The organism is Rhodoluna sp., assembly GCF_024639375.1.
In the GTDB taxonomy this organism is placed as follows: Bacteria; Actinomycetota; Actinomycetes; order Actinomycetales; family Microbacteriaceae; genus Rhodoluna.
In genome coordinates, this window is sequence record NZ_JAHEIM010000003.1 from 82,671 (window position 1) to 98,285 (window position 15,615).

Here is a 15,615-nt window from a genome sequence, read left to right on the forward strand (position 1 = left end):
TGCGAGCGTTAAGAAGCGGTGTGGCACGTTCTGCCTTTTTGCGGGCCCCGATTGCCATGAAATATCACTCTTTACTTTTCTTTGAAACGAAGAAAGTTCCCCGTTTATCGCCATATTACGCCTCTATATGTATTGGTGATTAGAATCGCGGTATGTCGAAACGTGAACTTAATAACTTCGTTAATGGCGAATATGTTGCGTCAAAATCGGGCGAAACCAATGATGTAATCAATCCCGCGAACGGCCAGGCCTATGCCACTGCAGCGGTTTCTTCTGCCTCGGATGTCGCCGACGCATACCAAGCAGCCCAGTCAGCTTTTGAGGAGTGGAGCAACTTCACCCCGGGCGAAAGACAGCTGGCACTTTTTAGAATTGCCGATGCCCTAGAGGCTCGTGCCGAAGAGGCGGCCGATGTTGAATCTGAAAACACCGGCAAGCCGCGCAGCACACTCGTTGAATATGAAATGGCACCATCGGTTGACCAGATTCGTTTCTTTGCCGGAGCCGCTCGAAACCTTGAGGGCAAATCTGCAGGTGAATACGCGCGTGATCACACATCTTGGATTCGTCGTGAACCAATTGGCGTCATTGGTCAAGTAACTCCATGGAACTATCCGCTGAACATGGCGGTTTGGAAATTTGCCCCCGCAATCGCGGCCGGCAACACAGTTGTAATTAAGCCGAGCGACACCACTCCGGCATCTACTTTGCTATTGGCAGAGATTGCAGCAGAGTTTTTGCCGAAGGGTGTTTTCAACGTTGTCACTGGCAACCGTGACACCGGCCGTGCAATGATCGAGAATCCGATTCCACAAATGGTTTCAATCACCGGTTCGGTTCGCGCTGGTATGGAAGTAGCAAAATCAGCGGCTTCGGATTTGAAGCGCGTGCACCTTGAGCTCGGAGGCAAGGCGCCGGTAATTGTTTTTGCCGACGCCGATTTGCAAAAGGCGGCAGCGCAGATTGCCATCGCCGGATACTTCAATGCTGGCCAAGACTGCACTGCAGCTACTCGAATTTTGGTGCACGAATCAGTGCATGATGAATTCTTGGCTCTGTTGGTGGCCGAGGTGAAAGCCAACTCAATCACCGGTGACCCAAACCGTGATGACATTCTTTATGGTCCACTAAACAACGCGAGCCAGCTTGAGCGAGTGCAGGGTTTCATCGATCGCCTGCCTGATCACGCAACTCTTGAAACCGGTGGCGTGCGTGTTGGCACTCAGGGTTACTTCTTAGAGGCCGCTGTGCTTTCGGGTTTGAAGCAAACCGACGAGCAGATTCAGAACGAAATCTTTGGTCCAGTTGTCACATTGCAAAAATTCAAAGACGACGAAGAGGCACTGCGCTGGGCAAACGATGTGCAATACGGCCTGGCTTCTTCGGTGTGGACTCAGAACCACACCCGCGCTTTGCGATTCTCAAAGTCTTTGAACTTCGGATGTGTCTGGATTAACACCCACATTCCGTTGGCTGCAGAGATGCCGCACGGTGGTTTCCGTCACAGTGGTTACGGAAAAGACTTGTCGCAGTATGGCTTCGAGGATTACACCCGCATCAAGCACGTCATGTCCTATATCGGTGAGTAAAGGAGCAAAAGAAAGCTAGCTTTCTATTGCGACTGTCGACCCGATTCGTGAGCGAAGCTCACGTTATAGGCGACTAATCCACAACTTCGCTGGTTTGGGCCGAGGCCTCAGGGTTTCGGCCCAAACTTTTTAAATGCAGATGGCTTGGCTGATTCCGTCGCTGCTCTTTGGTGTTTACCTGGGTGCAACCACGGGTCAATGGCAAATGATTGTGATGTCGGCAGCTACTGCCGCCATCTGGTTGTTGGCCCGCCGGTTTGGCTGGGGTGGGCAGGTTGATTTCTCCCAACCGATCTCGGTAACCGAATCCGCTGTTTTTGTAGGGCAGGCCAAATTACCTAGGTTGTCTATTTTCTGGAAGCGTGAATGGCACGACAAAATCTTTGAGCATCTAAATAGCCAGGATGACCAACTTGGCTTGGTTGATCGTTGGCAATTTGAGTTGACGCGTGCAACTACCGCAACCGGCCAAGCGCAATTCTTTTTAGGTTTGACAAGCGGCAAACCGTTAACGCTCGATTTAGTTGCTGACTCGCCCCACGCTTTGGTGGTCGGTTCCACTGGTTCGGGCAAGAGTCTTCTGCTAAAGCAAATGTTGAATTCCGTGCTGAAAAATCCTCGGGATCAATGTGATTATCTGCTTGTCGACTTCAAAGGGGGAGCAGGCCTTGCTCAATTTATGGAACATCCCAGGGTTAAAGCCTTGCTCACCGACATCGATGGTCATGACACCGAAAAAGCTTGGCTGGCAGTTTCTCAAGAACTAGACGCCCGAGAACGCATGTTAGCCGCGCATGGTTGCAGTCGAATCGAAGAGTTGCAGCAACAGTTTGTTGCGCTGCCGAGATTAGTAATAGTGGTTGACGAACTCGCAAGCCTGTTTGCTTCTAGCCAAGCGGCCAATGCCGCAATTGCGGCTGTGCTCGCCAGAGGTCGTTCGCTTGGCATCCATTTTTTGGCAGCCAGCCAGTCGGTTCAGGGTCTCACCCGGGCGATGCTCACAAATTTGCGCGCTCGCATTATTTTGGGCGAGGCCGATCCCATCGATCAAGCGCAATTGGGCATCAAAAAATTGGTTAGCGCGGCAGATCTGCCACCAGGATGGCTTTTCGGGCAAATCACATCCGCGGCCCACGTTAACAGTGCATTTCAATTTGCCCCTTCGGGCCCCGATTTCAAATAGCAACGGGGTTTTTATGGCAGTATTTCTCTAGGCGCGCGGTCTGCGCGTTTGTTGTGTTGGTCGGGCCAATGATGGCCCCCTTTACAAAGGAGTTACTGCTATGAACCAGCAGCGTCCCGAAGACTCAATTGCTCGCGACCTGGCAAAAATGGCGCGACGTCACCAAATCACTCGTCGTGCGGCACTTGCCGGCGCCGGTGCAACCGCTGCAACTGTGGCTCTTGCTGCATGTGCCCCAGGCGGTTCGTCTTCAACCGGTCTTACTCCAGCCAAAGACTTGTCTGAATCAGAGAAGGTCATCACCTGGGATAACTGGGCGGCTTACCTTGACGGCGAAGAAGACGCCAGCTACCCAACCTTGAAGGCTTTCGAGAAGAACACCGGCATCAAGGTGTACTACGACCCAGAAGCAATCGTTGGCAACAACGAGTACTACGGCGCTGCCGAGAAGCAGTTGCTTGCCGGCGATGACATCGGTGCCGACACCATGTGTCTCACCGATTGGCAAGACGCATTTTTGATTGAGTCAGGGCTAGTGCAGAAGCTAGACCTAACCAACATTCCAAACCACGCAAACATGAAATCAGAGTTGGCTTCACCAACTTTTGACAAGGGCCGCGAATACAGCATGCCTTGGATGTCTTTCATGACCGGAATTGCTTACAACAAGAAGCTTTATAAAGAGCTCACCGGCAAGACTGCGCCAACCGGTGTAGCTGACCTTTGGGATCCAGCCCTTAAGGGCCGCGTAGTTTTGCTTAGCGAATATCGCGAAGCCGTTGGCCTGATTTTGATTTCACAGGGCATCAACATTGCCGAAGTTACCGAAGACCAATACATGAGTGCGGTTGACCTAGTGGCCAAGCAGGTTAAAGATGGTCAGATCAACACCAAGGGTCAGGGCTACATCGAGTCTTTCGAGCAGAAGAACGCCGTTGCCGGTTTGGTTTGGTCTGGCGACCTTGAGTGGGGCGACGAATATGGTTTCGTCTTTGACTCGCAGGGTGCAACGCTAAACACTGACTCTTTCACCGTTCCAATGGGTGCACAGCACAAGGCAAATGTCGAGAAACTGATCAACTACTACTACGACCCAGAAGTATCAGCCAAGGTAATTCTTGGTGGAGTGGTTTTCGCACCTCCAGTAGAAGGTGTTCAAGAAATCGTTGCCAAGAGCAATCAAGAATTGGCCGACAACGAATTGATCTTCCCTAAGGCAGGCGGCGTTCGCGACAAGCTGCAGCAGTTCCGCACCCTTAGCTATGCAGAGCACTCTGCATGGAACGAAGCGTATAACGCTGCGACTGGCGTATAGGCGACTGGTACGTGAATCAGAACTCAACATTCTCGGGCGCTGACCTAGAGCTAATCGACGTAAGAAAAGAATTTCCTGGTTTTACCGCGCTCGAGGACATGGATCTGAAGATTCCGGCAGGCCAATTCTTCGCATTGCTTGGACCTTCAGGTTGCGGCAAGACCACGACCCTGCGTCTAATTGCCGGCCTCGATGAACCAACCAAGGGCAAGATTTTGCTCGGTGGTAAAGACATCACAAACACCAAGCCGCACGAACGCCCAATCAACACCGTGTTTCAGAGCTACGCACTGTTCCCACACATGTCAGTTCTCGAAAACGTTGCCTTCGGATTGCGCCAGCGAAAGGTAGCCGACCCGCTTGCCAAGGCTGCCGATGCGCTCAAGTTGGTGCAGCTAGAGCACTTATCAGCACGTCGACCACAGCAGTTATCCGGTGGTCAACAACAGCGCGTTGCTCTTGCTCGCGCGCTCGTCAACCGACCATCTTTGTTGTTGCTTGACGAACCGCTTGGCGCACTTGACCTAAAGCTTCGTCGCGAAATGCAAATTGAGTTGAAGGCCATTCAGGTTGAGGTTGGCCTTACTTTCTTGCACGTAACCCACGACCAAGAAGAAGCCATGGACATGGCCGACACTGTTGCAGTAATGAACAAGGGTCGCATCGAACAGATGGGTGCACCCGAGGCGCTTTACGATCGACCAAAAACTGCGTTCGTTGCTAAATTCTTGGGTCAGTCAAACCTTTTCATCGGCAACGTTGAAGATGAAAATGCAAACACCATCAGCATCAATGTGGCAGGCAACAAAATTTCTGTGCCTAAGGCTCGTGCCGAAAAACACAAGGGCAAGATTGCCATCGGTGTTCGCCCAGAAAAAGCTTTCTTTCACGAAGAAGAGCCAAAACTTGGTGCGGGTTACAACCTCATTGGCCCAGGCGAGATCATCGATATTCGCTTCACCGGCGTGAGCAACCAGTACCTCATTGATATTCCAAAAATTGGTGAGATTACTGTGTTCGCGCAGAACATCGGCAAGTCTCCGGTTACTCAGGTGGGTCAAAAAGTTTGGGTTAGCTGGAAGGTTGAACACAGCTTCGGCCTGAGCGACCTTCCTGAAAAAACTACTGGGGCATAGCCGTGGCATTCGGGGCATTCGCGCACTCAACCAGCGACATCAAACACAAGAACGCATCGCAAAAGACCGGCAAAATTGCTTGGATTCTGCTTGCTCCTGGTTTGGCCTACCTCGCACTTTTTTTCTTGGCGCCGCTCTTCTCACTAATTGCAGTGTCTCTGGGCAGCATCGAGGCAGTTAGCCTTGCCAATCAAGGTTTTCGCTACGGCTTTAACATTCAAAACTTTGCCCAACTCGGCACTGACTATTTGCCCCACGTAATTCGTTCGTTCTCATACGCACTTATCGCTACCGCGGCTGCACTACTGATCAGTTATCCGTTGGCATATTTCATCGGAGTAAAACTTCGTGGCCGCCCATTGCTTCAGCGCATGTTGGTTACTTTGGTGATCGCACCTTTCTTTATCAGCTTCTTGTTGCGCACCCTGGCGTGGTCACAAATTTTCTCTAATGAGTCTTGGATCGTGCATGAATTGCAAACCTTGGGATTGCTTGCTCCCGACCAATACATCATCGGCACACCGTTCGCCGTGGTCTTCGGTCTTACCTACAACTTCATTCCGTTCATGACCTTGCCGCTTTACACAACGCTTGAAAAACTAGACATTCGCTACCTCGAGGCCGGCGCCGATCTTTACGCCAGCCCACGCAAGGTGTTCACCAAGGTGACCCTGCCGCTTTCAATGCCAGGTGTCATCTCCGGAACTCTGCTTACTTTTATTCCAATGGCCGGTGACTATGTGAACGCCAGCAAGAATTTCTTGGGATCAGCGCACACTCAGATGCTCGGAAACGTAATTGAGTCGAAATACATCAGTGAGCACAACATGCCAATTGCCTCGGCGCTTTCGGTTGCATTGATGGCCGTGATTTTGATCATCGTTGGTGTCTATGTGAAGCGCACCGGCAGTGAGGATCTGCTGTGAAGGCTTTTGATTTTAAGAAACTTATTCTGCCGTTTTACGCGGTCATCGCTTTCGTCTTTTTGCTTTTGCCAATCGCCTACACGGTGGCGTTTTCGTTCAACGATTCAACCAAGTCGAACGCTCAGTGGCAGGGCTTCACGCTCAATAACTGGCTACAGGTTTGTGTCCGCCAGGGTGTTTGTGAGGCAGTTGGCAGTTCGATTCTGATTGGCGTTATTTCAACGCTTATTGCAACGGTGCTGGGCACCATGATTGCGATTGCCTTGGTTCGCTATAAGTTCAAGGCTCGCGAGGCAGTTAGCTTGGGGCTCTTCTTGCCAATGGCTACTCCAGAAGTGGTGATGGGCTCTGGCCTAGCCGCCGAATTCTTCAACCTTGGCATCGGCCAGGGCTACCTCACCATCATCATTGCCCACGTGATGTTCTGCCTGTCTTTTGTAGTGGTCACTGTAAAGGCTCGTGTGCAAACCCTCGACCCAGCGCTTGAAGAGGCCGGCCGCGATCTTTATGCAAACCCACGCAGGGTGTTCATGAAGATCACTTTGCCTCTGCTAATGCCGGGCATTGCCGCCGCTGCACTGCTTTCATTCGCGCTTAGCTTTGATGATTTCATCATTACCTATTTCAACGGCGGTCAAACCGTCACCACGTTCCCAATCTTTATCTATGCGGCCGCAACGCGTGGTGTGCCAGCCGAGGCAAACGTGATTGGTTCGGCGGTGTTCTTCTTGGCCATTGCCATAGTGCTGTTCGTTCAAATTCGCAGCTCACTTCGAAACACTAGGCTCGCAAAACTTAAGTAAAAAAATCCTCCTGGCCAATCGCCAGGAGGATTTTCTCTTTGAACTTCTAAAGCGCTGCGATGCCAGCCTCAATTACGTCAAGGGCATCGTGTAGCAATGCATCGGTAATTGCAAGTGGTGGCAAGAATCGAATCACGTTGTAGTAGGTTCCCGCATTCAAAACCAAAACGCCGTTTGAGTGGCTGTGCTTAACAACCTTGTCTACCGCTGCCTGGTTTGGGTTGTGAGTGCCTGGTTCAATAAATTCAATTGCCATCATTGCGCCACGGCCACGAACATCGCCGATTACCGGGTACTTGTCTTTCATGGCGTTTAGACGCTTGCTCAAAATGGTTTCAATCTCGCGTGCGCGTTCAATTACGCCACCGGCTTCGATCTGCTTCAGTACAGCAACCGCTGCTGCTGCGGCAACCGGGTTTCCGCCAAAGGTGCCGCCAAGGCCACCGGGGTGAGAGGCATCCATGATTTCTGCGCGACCGGTCACTGCTGAAATCGGCATACCGCCAGCAATTCCCTTAGCAATTGTGAATAGGTCAGGCTCGAAGCCTTCTTCGTGGTGTGAAGCGAACCACTCGCCGGTGCGAGCGACACCAGATTGAACTTCGTCGGCAATCAGCACAACGCCGTTTGCGCGAGTCCACTCGCTTAGTGTGCGCAGGAATCCGGGGGCAGGAACAATGAAGCCGGCTTCGCCCTGAATAGGTTCGATAACCACACAGGCAAGATCTTCTAGGCCAACGCGTTTTTCAATGTAAGTGATTGCGCGACGAGCAGCCTCTTCGCCGGTCATACCAGCTGGGTCTCGGAACGGGTAAGACATTGGAACGTGCTGAATGCTGCCAGCAGTTGGGCCAAAGCCATTTCCGTAAGGGGCAGCTTTGAAGTTCATTGAGTAGGTGAGGTTGGTGCGGCCGTGATAAGCGTGGTCAAAAACCACGATGCCGTTTTTGCGGGTTGCCTTGCGGGCAATCTTTACTGCGTTTTCAACAGCCTCGGCGCCTGAGTTGAACAGCACTGACTTCTTCTTGAAGTTGCCAGGGGTGTATTTGTTTAGAAATTCGCAAACCTCAACGTAATTTTCATACGGAGTGAGGGTGAAAAGTGTGTGGGTGAGCTTGGCTACCTGCTCTTGAACGGCTGCCACAACGCCAGCGTTGGTGTGGCCAATTGTGGTCACGCCAATGCCTGAGCCTAGGTCAATCAGTTGGTTGCCATCGGCATCTACCAAAATTGCACCGTGGGCTGCCTCAATGTAGACCGGAAGTGCAGCGCCAGCACCGTTTGAAACGGCTTCTAGGCGGCGTTTGTGCAGGGCTTGAGACTTTGGGCCTGGAATAGCAGTGACAACTTTGCGCTCTTGCGCGACAGGGAATTCGCTCATGTTTAAAAGTCTAAGCCTCTAGTTTGTGCAGACGGGCCGTGGGGGCAAAATGACAGCAAAGTGGCAAGATTGACTCATGCGTCGCGTAATCATTCTTGGCTCCACCGGGTCAATTGGCACCCAGGCCCTTGAAGTGATTGCTGCGAACCCAGATCGATTTGAAGTGGTTGGCCTAGCCGCTGGCAACAATGCGCAATTGCTTGCCGAGCAAAAGACCAAGTTCAACGTGGCTCACGCCGTTCAAGGTGCCGAAGCTGCCACCAAATTGGTTGAAGACACCGAAGCCGACGTAGTGATTAACGGCATCACCGGTTCAATCGGTCTCGCCCCAACTCTTGCCACACTGCGCACCGGCAAAACTCTGGCGCTAGCCAACAAAGAATCACTTATCGTCGGTGGCCGCTTGGTTACTCAGGCCGCTTCACCGGGTCAAATTGTTCCGGTTGACAGTGAGCACTCAGCGCTTGCGCAATGTTTGCTCGGGGGAGCAGCTAACGAAGTTCGCAAACTGATTTTGACTGCATCGGGTGGGCCATTCCGCGGATGGTCTCGCGAGCAGTTGCGCGATGTGACTCCGCAGCAGGCGCTGGCGCACCCAACCTGGGTGATGGGTCGCGTCGTCACCACAAACTCAGCCACCCTGGTTAATAAAGGCCTAGAACTAATCGAAGCCCACCTGCTTTTTGACATTCCTTTTGATTGCATCGATGTCACAGTGCACCCTCAGTCAATTGTTCACTCGATGGTTGAATTCGTTGACGGTTCCGTTTTGGCGCAGGCCTCACCGCCAGACATGAAGTTGCCAATTGCTTTGGGAATGTCTTGGCCGGCGCGTGTGCCGAATGTTGCTACTCCTTGCGACTGGACCAAGGCTGCCACCTGGACATTCGAACCCCTCGACGAAACAGTTTTTACCGCGGTCAAACTTGCTCGTCAGGTTGGTTCGGCGGGGCATACCTATCCGGCGGTTTATAACGCTGCCAACGAGCAAGCGGTTGATGCGTTTCACGCCGGCAAAATTGGTTTCACCCAAATTGTTGAACTGGTTGAGCGCGTGGTTGACGCGCACAAGGCCGATGCCGAATTAACTTTGGATGGCGTTCTCGCCGCCGAGAAGTGGGCCAGAGACCGTGCCGATGCTCAGATTGCCACGGCTTGCTAATGACTGTGCATAAAAGCCCAGCCAATTGTCAGGCGAAAATGTTAAGGTCGGCACCGTGACTGAAACTCTCTGGTACATAGGCGGCATCCTTTTTATTGCATTAGGCATTGGCTTTTCAATTGGCCTGCACGAACTCGGGCACTTACTGCCCGCCAAAAAATTCGGCGTCAAAGTGCCCACTTATGCAATTGGTTTTGGTCCAACCCTTTTCAAGTTCAAGCGTGGTGAAACCCAGTACGCGCTCAAGCTAATTCCGCTCGGTGGTTACATCAGCATGATTGGCATGTATCCGCCGGCTAAACCAGGTGCAAAAAAGCGCAGTGGCTTTTTTGGCGAAATTGTTAACGGTGCGCGCAAAGCGCACGAGCAGCACATCACCAAGGCCGACGAAAACCGCATGTTCTATCAGTTGCCGGTTTACAAACGAATCATCGTGATGTTCGGTGGCCCGTTCATGAACCTAGCCTTGGGCACGTTGTTGCTCACGTTGGTGATTAGTGGCATCGGCACCTATCAACGAACGACCACAATCGAGGCAATCGGCGAATGTGTGCCGGCCAACACAATAGTCAGCACTCAGTGCACTCCTTCGGATGCGCCTTCACCGGCAAAAGCCGCTGGCTTAAAACCTGGCGACAAAATCACGGCAGTCAACGGTGAAACCTTCTCAGACTGGAAGACTGTGCAAGCTAAGTTGCAGCCAGACACTCAGGCGCAACTCACCATTGATCGAAATGGTCAAACCCTGAATCTGAGCATTACTCCGGTGGCTGCAATTCGCCCACTATTCGATGCCCAAACCGGTCAGGTGGTTACCGATTCCGCTGGCCAGCCGGTGACTGCAATTCAGCCAACCATTGGTGTGATTTTTGGGTCCGATCGAGTTCCGCAGCCAGTGGGCAATGCTCTTGTGCAATCAGGCAACGCGGTGGCTCAAGTTGGTCAAATGATTTTGACCTTGCCAAAGCAAATCACCGATGTAGCAGTAAGCACCTTCACCGGGCAAGCGCGAAACCCAAACGGTGCTGTTTCGGTGGTTGGCATTGCCCAAATTTCTGGTGAGGTGGCATCCACCGAATCAGCCTCAGTTATCGACAAACTTGCCTCGGGACTTTTGATTTTGGCATCGCTCAACTTTGCGCTTTTTGCCTTCAATATGGTTCCGCTATTGCCCCTTGATGGTGGTCACATTGCTGGCGGCATTTATGAGTCAATCAAGCGTGGCATTTATCGGGTGCGTGGCAAACCAGACCCAGGCCCTGCTGATACCGCGCTTTTGATGCCAATTACTTGGTTTGTGTTCATGTTGCTTATGGCCATGAGCGCAATTCTCATCCTGGCCGACCTGGTAAATCCAATCTCGTTCTAATCGGGGTTAAGATTTAGACAAACCGAAAGCGAGCAAATTGTGCCGGCAGTAAACCTAGGTCTCCCAAAGTCTCCACCGCCAACACTCGCGCCGCGTCGCAAAACCCGTCAAATTATGGTGGGCAAGGTTGCCGTCGGTGGCGATGCTCCGGTTTCAGTGCAGTCAATGTGCACCACCCCAACCACCGATGTGAATGCCACATTGCAGCAAATTGCAGAGCTAACCGCATCAGGTTGCGACATCGTTCGTGTTGCAGTGCCAAGCCAAGATGATGCCGATCGCCTGCAGCTAATTGCCCGCAAGTCACAAATTCCGGTAATTGCCGACATTCACTTTCAACCAAAATACGTTTTTCAGGCAATCGATGCCGGATGTGGTGCCGTTCGTGTTAACCCGGGCAACATCCGCCAGTTCGACGACAAGGTTGGTGAAATTGCCAAGGCTGCAAAAGATGCTGGAGTTTCAATTCGCATTGGTGTCAACGCCGGTTCACTTGACCCACGCCTGCTAGAAAAATATGGCAAGGCAACCCCAGAAGCATTGGTTGAGTCTGCCGTGTGGGAAGCATCACTTTTTGAAGAGCACGACTTCCACGATTTCAAAATTTCTGTAAAGCACAACGACCCGGTGATCATGGTGAAGGCTTATGAGCTTTTGTCAGAGCGCGGCGATTGGCCACTTCACCTGGGCGTCACCGAAGCCGGCCCGGCATTCCAAGGCACCGTCAAATCTTCAGTTGCCTTCGGTGCGCTTTTGGCTAAGGGCATTGGCGACACCATTCGAGTTTCACTTTCGGCCCCACCGGTTGAAGAAATCAAGGTTGGTTCACAGATTCTTGAATCACTGAATTTGCGCCCGCGCAAACTTGAGATTGTTAGTTGCCCAAGTTGTGGCCGTGCCCAAGTTGATGTGTACACCTTGGCCAACGATGTGACCGCAGGTCTTGAAAAACTCACCGTGCCATTGCGCGTTGCCGTTATGGGCTGTGTGGTGAATGGCCCAGGTGAAGCTCGCGAAGCCGATCTGGGTGTTGCCTCAGGCAACGGCAAGGGTCAAATCTTTGTGAAGGGCGAGGTCATCAAGACTGTTCCCGAAAGCGAGATCGTGGCAACCCTCATCGAAGAGGCCAACCGCTTGGCAGCAACCATGGACCCAGCCTTGGTTGGCGCCCCTCAGGTTGTAGTCGCCCAAAAGTAATCCACGCGCCAAGTAACATAGAGCGCATGCCTATGCGACTTTCCACCCTGTTCCTTCGCACGCTTCGCGAAGACCCAAACGAAGCCGAAGTAAACAGCCACAAACTGCTTTTGCGCGCCGGATACATTCGACGTGCCGGAGCCGGTCTTTACACCTGGTTGCCGCTGGGCCTAGCCGTTAAGGCAAAAATCGAGAAGGTCATTCGTGAAGAGATGGCTAACGCTGGCGCCCAGGAAGTTTTCTTTCCGGCGCTATTGCCTCGCGAACCATTCGAAGCCACCAACCGCTGGACCGAATATGGTGACAACCTTTTTCGCCTTCAAGACCGCAAGAAGACTGACTACCTGCTAGCGCCAACCCACGAAGAGATGTTCACCCTTCTGGTGAAGGACCTCTATGGCAGCTACAAAGATTTGCCAGTTGCGCTTTACCAAATTCAAAACAAGTACCGCGATGAAGCGCGCCCACGTGCTGGCTTGCTTCGCGGTCGTGAATTTGTGATGAAAGACGCCTACAGCTTTGACGTTACCGATGAAGGTTTGAAGGCCGCCTACCAAGCACAGCGCGATGCCTACGAGCGCATCTTCACTCGTCTTGGTGTCGACTATGTAATTGTTAAAGCAGACGCCGGCGCCATGGGCGGTTCTGCATCCGAAGAATTTTTGTCACCAAGCCCGATTGGTGAAGACACATTTGTGCGCTCACCTGGTGGCTATGCCGCCAACGTTGAAGCAGTTGCCACGGTTGTGCCGCCAGCAATTGCAATCGAGGGTCAGCCTGCCGCGCAGGTTATTGCCACGCCGGCAGCGTCAAACATTAAGCGCGTGGTGCAATTTGCCACGGATAACGTGCAGCGTGCCGATGGTGAGCCTTGGACTGCCGCGCACACTTTGAAAAACAACGTGATGGCTTTGGTTTCACCAGAAGGCAAGCGCGAACTAGTTGTATTTGGTTTGCCTGGCGACCGCGAGGTCGATGCAAAGCGTGCCGAGGCGGCTTTCTCTCCAAACGAAGTTGAGCAAGCCAACGAAGAAGATTTCGCTAAGCACCCAGAGCTCATCAAGGGATACATTGGTCCGGTTAAAGATGGCAAGGCACTGCTTGGCCTCGAGGGTTCATCAAAGATTCGCTACCTGCTTGACCCACGTGTTGTAGAAGGCAGCGCCTGGATCAGCGGTGCCAATGAATCTGAAAAGCACATTTTTGATTTGGTCAAGGGTCGCGACTTTAACGCCGATGGCATCGTTGACATCGCCGAAGTTCGCGAGGGCGACCAAGCCCCGGATGGCTCCGGCGAATTGCAGCTGGCTCGCGGCATCGAGATTGGCCACGTGTTCCAACTCGGTCGCAAGTATGCCGAGGCGCTTGGCCTTCAGGTGCTTGATGAAAACGGCAAGCTCGTCACCGTAACCATGGGTTCATACGGAATTGGTGTGACTCGCTTGGTTGCAGTTTTGGCTGAAGCAAACCACGACGACAAGGGCCTGATTTGGCCATCCGCAGTTTCACCTGCCGATGTTTATGTTGTGGCTGCCGGCAAAGACGATGTGGTTTATGAAACCGCCGAAAAACTTGCTGCCGAAATTGTAGCAACCGGCCGCACCGTGATTTTGGATGACCGACTAAAGGTGAGCCCGGGCGTTAAGTTTGGCGATGCTGAGCTGGTTGGTGTTCCGCAGATCATCATCGTGGGCAAGGGGCTCGAACAGGGTGAGGTAGATCTATGGGATCGACGCACGGGGGAGCGCAGGGCTGTACCATTACAATCTGCATTACAAGAACTTAACTAACGGCCGGGAGGCAAACCATGGACATTGATCTGAGTGTTCTAAAAACTCTCGAGCGCGAAGCCGAAATTCCATTCAGCGAATTAGTGGCAATTATCGAAGCTGCAATCTTGGCGGCTTATCACAAGCACGTTGGCAACAACGATGAAGTGCGTGCCGAGCTTAATCGCACCACCGGTCGCGTAAATGTTTATGCCCCAATCTTGGATGAAGAGGGCAACAAGACTGGTGAGACCGAAGTCACTCCAGAAAACTTTGGCCGCATTGCCGCCGGCGCCGCAAAGCAAGTTATCGCGCAGCGCATCCGCAGCATTAATGACGAAAACCTTTTGGGTGAGTTCAAGGGCAAAGAAGGCGACATCGTTGCCGGTGTCATTCAGCAGGGGCAAAAGCCATACATGGTTTATGTTGACCTAGGCACAATCGAAGCCATCATGCCTCCCGAAGAGCAGGTTCCGGGCGAGGATTACGCGCATGGCAAGCGAATTCGTGTTTATGTAACCGCAGTGAACAAGGGCACCCGTGGCCCACAGGTCACCGTTTCGCGCACCCACCCATCTTTGGTTCGCAAGCTTTTTGCTCTTGAGGTTCCAGAAATCGCCAGTGGCGTTGTTGAAATTGTGTCGCTAGCTCGCGAGGCCGGCCACCGCACCAAGATTGCCGTTCGTGCACACGAGCCAGGCGTAAACGCCAAGGGTTCTTGCATTGGTGAACTTGGTCAGCGCGTGCGCGCGGTTCAGGCCGAGCTAAATGATGAAAAGATCGACATCGTTGATTACAGCGAAGACCTGCCAGCCTTTGTGGCACAGGCGCTTTCGCCGGCTAAGGTTTCTAGTGCTTTCATGCTCGATGCGGCTACCAAGTCGGTTCGCGTGTTGGTTCCTGACTTCCAGCTATCCCTAGCAATCGGCAAAGAGGGTCAAAATGCCCGCCTTGCTGCAAAGCTAACCGGCGCAAAAATCGATATTCAGCCGGATAGCATCCTCGAGGACTAGTCGCGAGAGCGACCAGGGGTTAGAATGGAACGAACCTGCGTTGGCTGTCGCCAGCGCTCCCAGCGTGCAGAACTCTTGCGAATCGTTGAAAAATCAGCAGTTTTGGTTTTTGATCGCCAGAAATCTTTGCCAGGCAGGGGAGCGTGGTTACACAATTCGCAAGATTGCTTAGATTTAGCGATTTCTCGTAAAGCACTAAACCGAGCACTAAAACTGAAGTCAGCCGTCGATTTGTCGGGGTTGATTATTTCTAAAGAACAGGCAGAAACGATGTTGGCAAACAAATGAGTAGCTCGAAATGAGTACCCAACAGCTTTAACGGCCTGCCCTGTCTAGGGAAGGCCCCAGACAGGAGAAACAAAAGTGGCGCTACCACGCGTGTACGACATTGCTAAAGAACTTGGCATCGATTCCAAAGTTGCTTTGGCCAAACTTGCAGAACTCGGTGAGTTCGTAAAAAGCGGTTCATCAACAATTGCTCCTCCAGTAGCCAAGAAGCTACGCGAGGCTTTCCCAAACGCTAAGCCAGTCGAAGAGGCTCCTAAAAAGGCTGCCCCTAAGAAGGCCGCCGCTGCCGAAGCCGAAACTTCAGCACCTGCAGCTGCTGCGCCAAGTGCGCCGTCAGCAATCTCAGGTGAAACTCCTGGTGGCGCAACTCCGCCACCGGCAACTCCTGGCGCACCAGCGCCGGCAGCCCCGGCCGCGGCCGCTCCAGCAGCGCCTTCGGCCACCCCAGGCATTCCTCGCCCGGGCAACAATCCTTTTGCAGCTT

At 52.6% G+C, this 15,615-nt stretch carries 14 protein-coding genes; 13 read left to right on the forward strand and 1 reads right to left on the reverse strand.

All coding sequences use genetic code 11. The features are described from left to right. Window positions 1–152 precede the first annotated feature (152 nt). From Q0L28_RS01965 to Q0L28_RS01990, 6 genes are all read left to right on the forward strand, one after another. Complete coding sequence (locus tag Q0L28_RS01965) at window positions 153–1,589, forward strand: gamma-aminobutyraldehyde dehydrogenase (protein WP_296630854.1); 1,437 nt, start codon at window positions 153–155, stop codon at window positions 1,587–1,589. Between the two features lie 133 nt (window positions 1,590–1,722). Next, on the forward strand, window positions 1,723–2,772 hold the full coding sequence (locus tag Q0L28_RS01970) for an FtsK/SpoIIIE domain-containing protein (protein WP_296630857.1): 1,050 nt from the start codon (window positions 1,723–1,725) through the stop codon (window positions 2,770–2,772). Between the two features lie 100 nt (window positions 2,773–2,872). Next, window positions 2,873–4,087, forward strand: coding sequence for an extracellular solute-binding protein (locus tag Q0L28_RS01975; protein ID WP_296630860.1), 1,215 nt, complete (start codon window positions 2,873–2,875; stop codon window positions 4,085–4,087). Window positions 4,088–4,098: 11 nt separating this feature from the next. Continuing rightward, entirely contained in the window at window positions 4,099–5,223 is a 1,125-nt protein-coding gene (locus Q0L28_RS01980) for an ABC transporter ATP-binding protein (protein WP_296630863.1), read from the forward strand. A gap of 2 nt (window positions 5,224–5,225) precedes the next feature. After that, complete coding sequence (locus Q0L28_RS01985; RefSeq protein ID WP_296630866.1) at window positions 5,226–6,149, forward strand: ABC transporter permease; 924 nt, start codon at window positions 5,226–5,228, stop codon at window positions 6,147–6,149. Next, window positions 6,146–6,952, forward strand: coding sequence for an ABC transporter permease (locus Q0L28_RS01990; RefSeq protein ID WP_296630869.1), 807 nt, complete (start codon window positions 6,146–6,148; stop codon window positions 6,950–6,952). Before Q0L28_RS01985 ends, Q0L28_RS01990 begins: the two co-directional genes overlap by 4 nt. A gap of 46 nt (window positions 6,953–6,998) precedes the next feature. On the opposite strand, the gene gabT is transcribed toward Q0L28_RS01990, so the two are convergent. Continuing rightward, complete coding sequence (gene gabT, locus Q0L28_RS01995; RefSeq protein ID WP_296630871.1) at window positions 6,999–8,333, reverse strand: 4-aminobutyrate--2-oxoglutarate transaminase; 1,335 nt, start codon at window positions 8,331–8,333, stop codon at window positions 6,999–7,001. 76 nt (window positions 8,334–8,409) lie between these two features. On the opposite strand from gabT, the gene dxr reads away from it, so the two are divergent. The 7 genes from dxr to Q0L28_RS02025 form a co-directional block, all read left to right on the forward strand. Next, complete coding sequence (gene dxr / locus Q0L28_RS02000) at window positions 8,410–9,495, forward strand: 1-deoxy-D-xylulose-5-phosphate reductoisomerase (protein ID WP_296630874.1); 1,086 nt, start codon at window positions 8,410–8,412, stop codon at window positions 9,493–9,495. A gap of 55 nt (window positions 9,496–9,550) precedes the next feature. Beyond that, complete coding sequence (locus Q0L28_RS02005) at window positions 9,551–10,864, forward strand: site-2 protease family protein (RefSeq protein ID WP_296630878.1); 1,314 nt, start codon at window positions 9,551–9,553, stop codon at window positions 10,862–10,864. Between the two features lie 36 nt (window positions 10,865–10,900). Beyond that, entirely contained in the window at window positions 10,901–12,061 is a 1,161-nt protein-coding gene (gene ispG, locus Q0L28_RS02010) for a flavodoxin-dependent (E)-4-hydroxy-3-methylbut-2-enyl-diphosphate synthase (RefSeq protein WP_296630912.1), read from the forward strand. 26 nt (window positions 12,062–12,087) lie between these two features. Further along, a complete protein-coding gene (locus Q0L28_RS02015; protein ID WP_296630880.1) occupies window positions 12,088–13,851 on the forward strand; it encodes a proline--tRNA ligase in 1,764 nt (587 codons plus the stop codon). 17 nt (window positions 13,852–13,868) lie between these two features. Further along, window positions 13,869–14,843, forward strand: coding sequence for a transcription termination factor NusA (nusA, locus tag Q0L28_RS02020; RefSeq protein ID WP_296630882.1), 975 nt, complete (start codon window positions 13,869–13,871; stop codon window positions 14,841–14,843). 24 nt (window positions 14,844–14,867) lie between these two features. After that, on the forward strand, window positions 14,868–15,131 hold the full coding sequence (locus Q0L28_RS06610) for a YlxR family protein (RefSeq protein WP_366843397.1): 264 nt from the start codon (window positions 14,868–14,870) through the stop codon (window positions 15,129–15,131). Window positions 15,132–15,206: 75 nt separating this feature from the next. Next, the coding region (locus Q0L28_RS02025; RefSeq protein WP_296630884.1) for a translation initiation factor IF-2 N-terminal domain-containing protein at window positions 15,207–15,615 on the forward strand (409 nt) is incomplete at its 3' end.

What these genes read in the sequence shown, in the direction of transcription:
- Q0L28_RS01975 (WP_296630860.1), top strand. Translation starts at nt 2,873, where the DNA reads ATGAACCAGCAGCGTCCCGAAGACTCAATTGCTCGCGACCTGGCAAAA.
- Q0L28_RS06610 (WP_366843397.1), top strand. Translation starts at nt 14,868, where the DNA reads ATGGAACGAACCTGCGTTGGCTGTCGCCAGCGCTCCCAGCGTGCAGAA.
- Q0L28_RS01965 (WP_296630854.1), top strand. Translation starts at nt 153, where the DNA reads ATGTCGAAACGTGAACTTAATAACTTCGTTAATGGCGAATATGTTGCG.
- Q0L28_RS01970 (WP_296630857.1), top strand. Translation starts at nt 1,723, where the DNA reads ATGCAGATGGCTTGGCTGATTCCGTCGCTGCTCTTTGGTGTTTACCTG.
- dxr (WP_296630874.1), top strand. Translation starts at nt 8,410, where the DNA reads ATGCGTCGCGTAATCATTCTTGGCTCCACCGGGTCAATTGGCACCCAG.
- gabT (WP_296630871.1), bottom strand. Translation starts at nt 8,333, where the DNA reads ATGAGCGAATTCCCTGTCGCGCAAGAGCGCAAAGTTGTCACTGCTATT.
- Q0L28_RS02015 (WP_296630880.1), top strand. Translation starts at nt 12,088, where the DNA reads ATGCCTATGCGACTTTCCACCCTGTTCCTTCGCACGCTTCGCGAAGAC.
- nusA (WP_296630882.1), top strand. Translation starts at nt 13,869, where the DNA reads ATGGACATTGATCTGAGTGTTCTAAAAACTCTCGAGCGCGAAGCCGAA.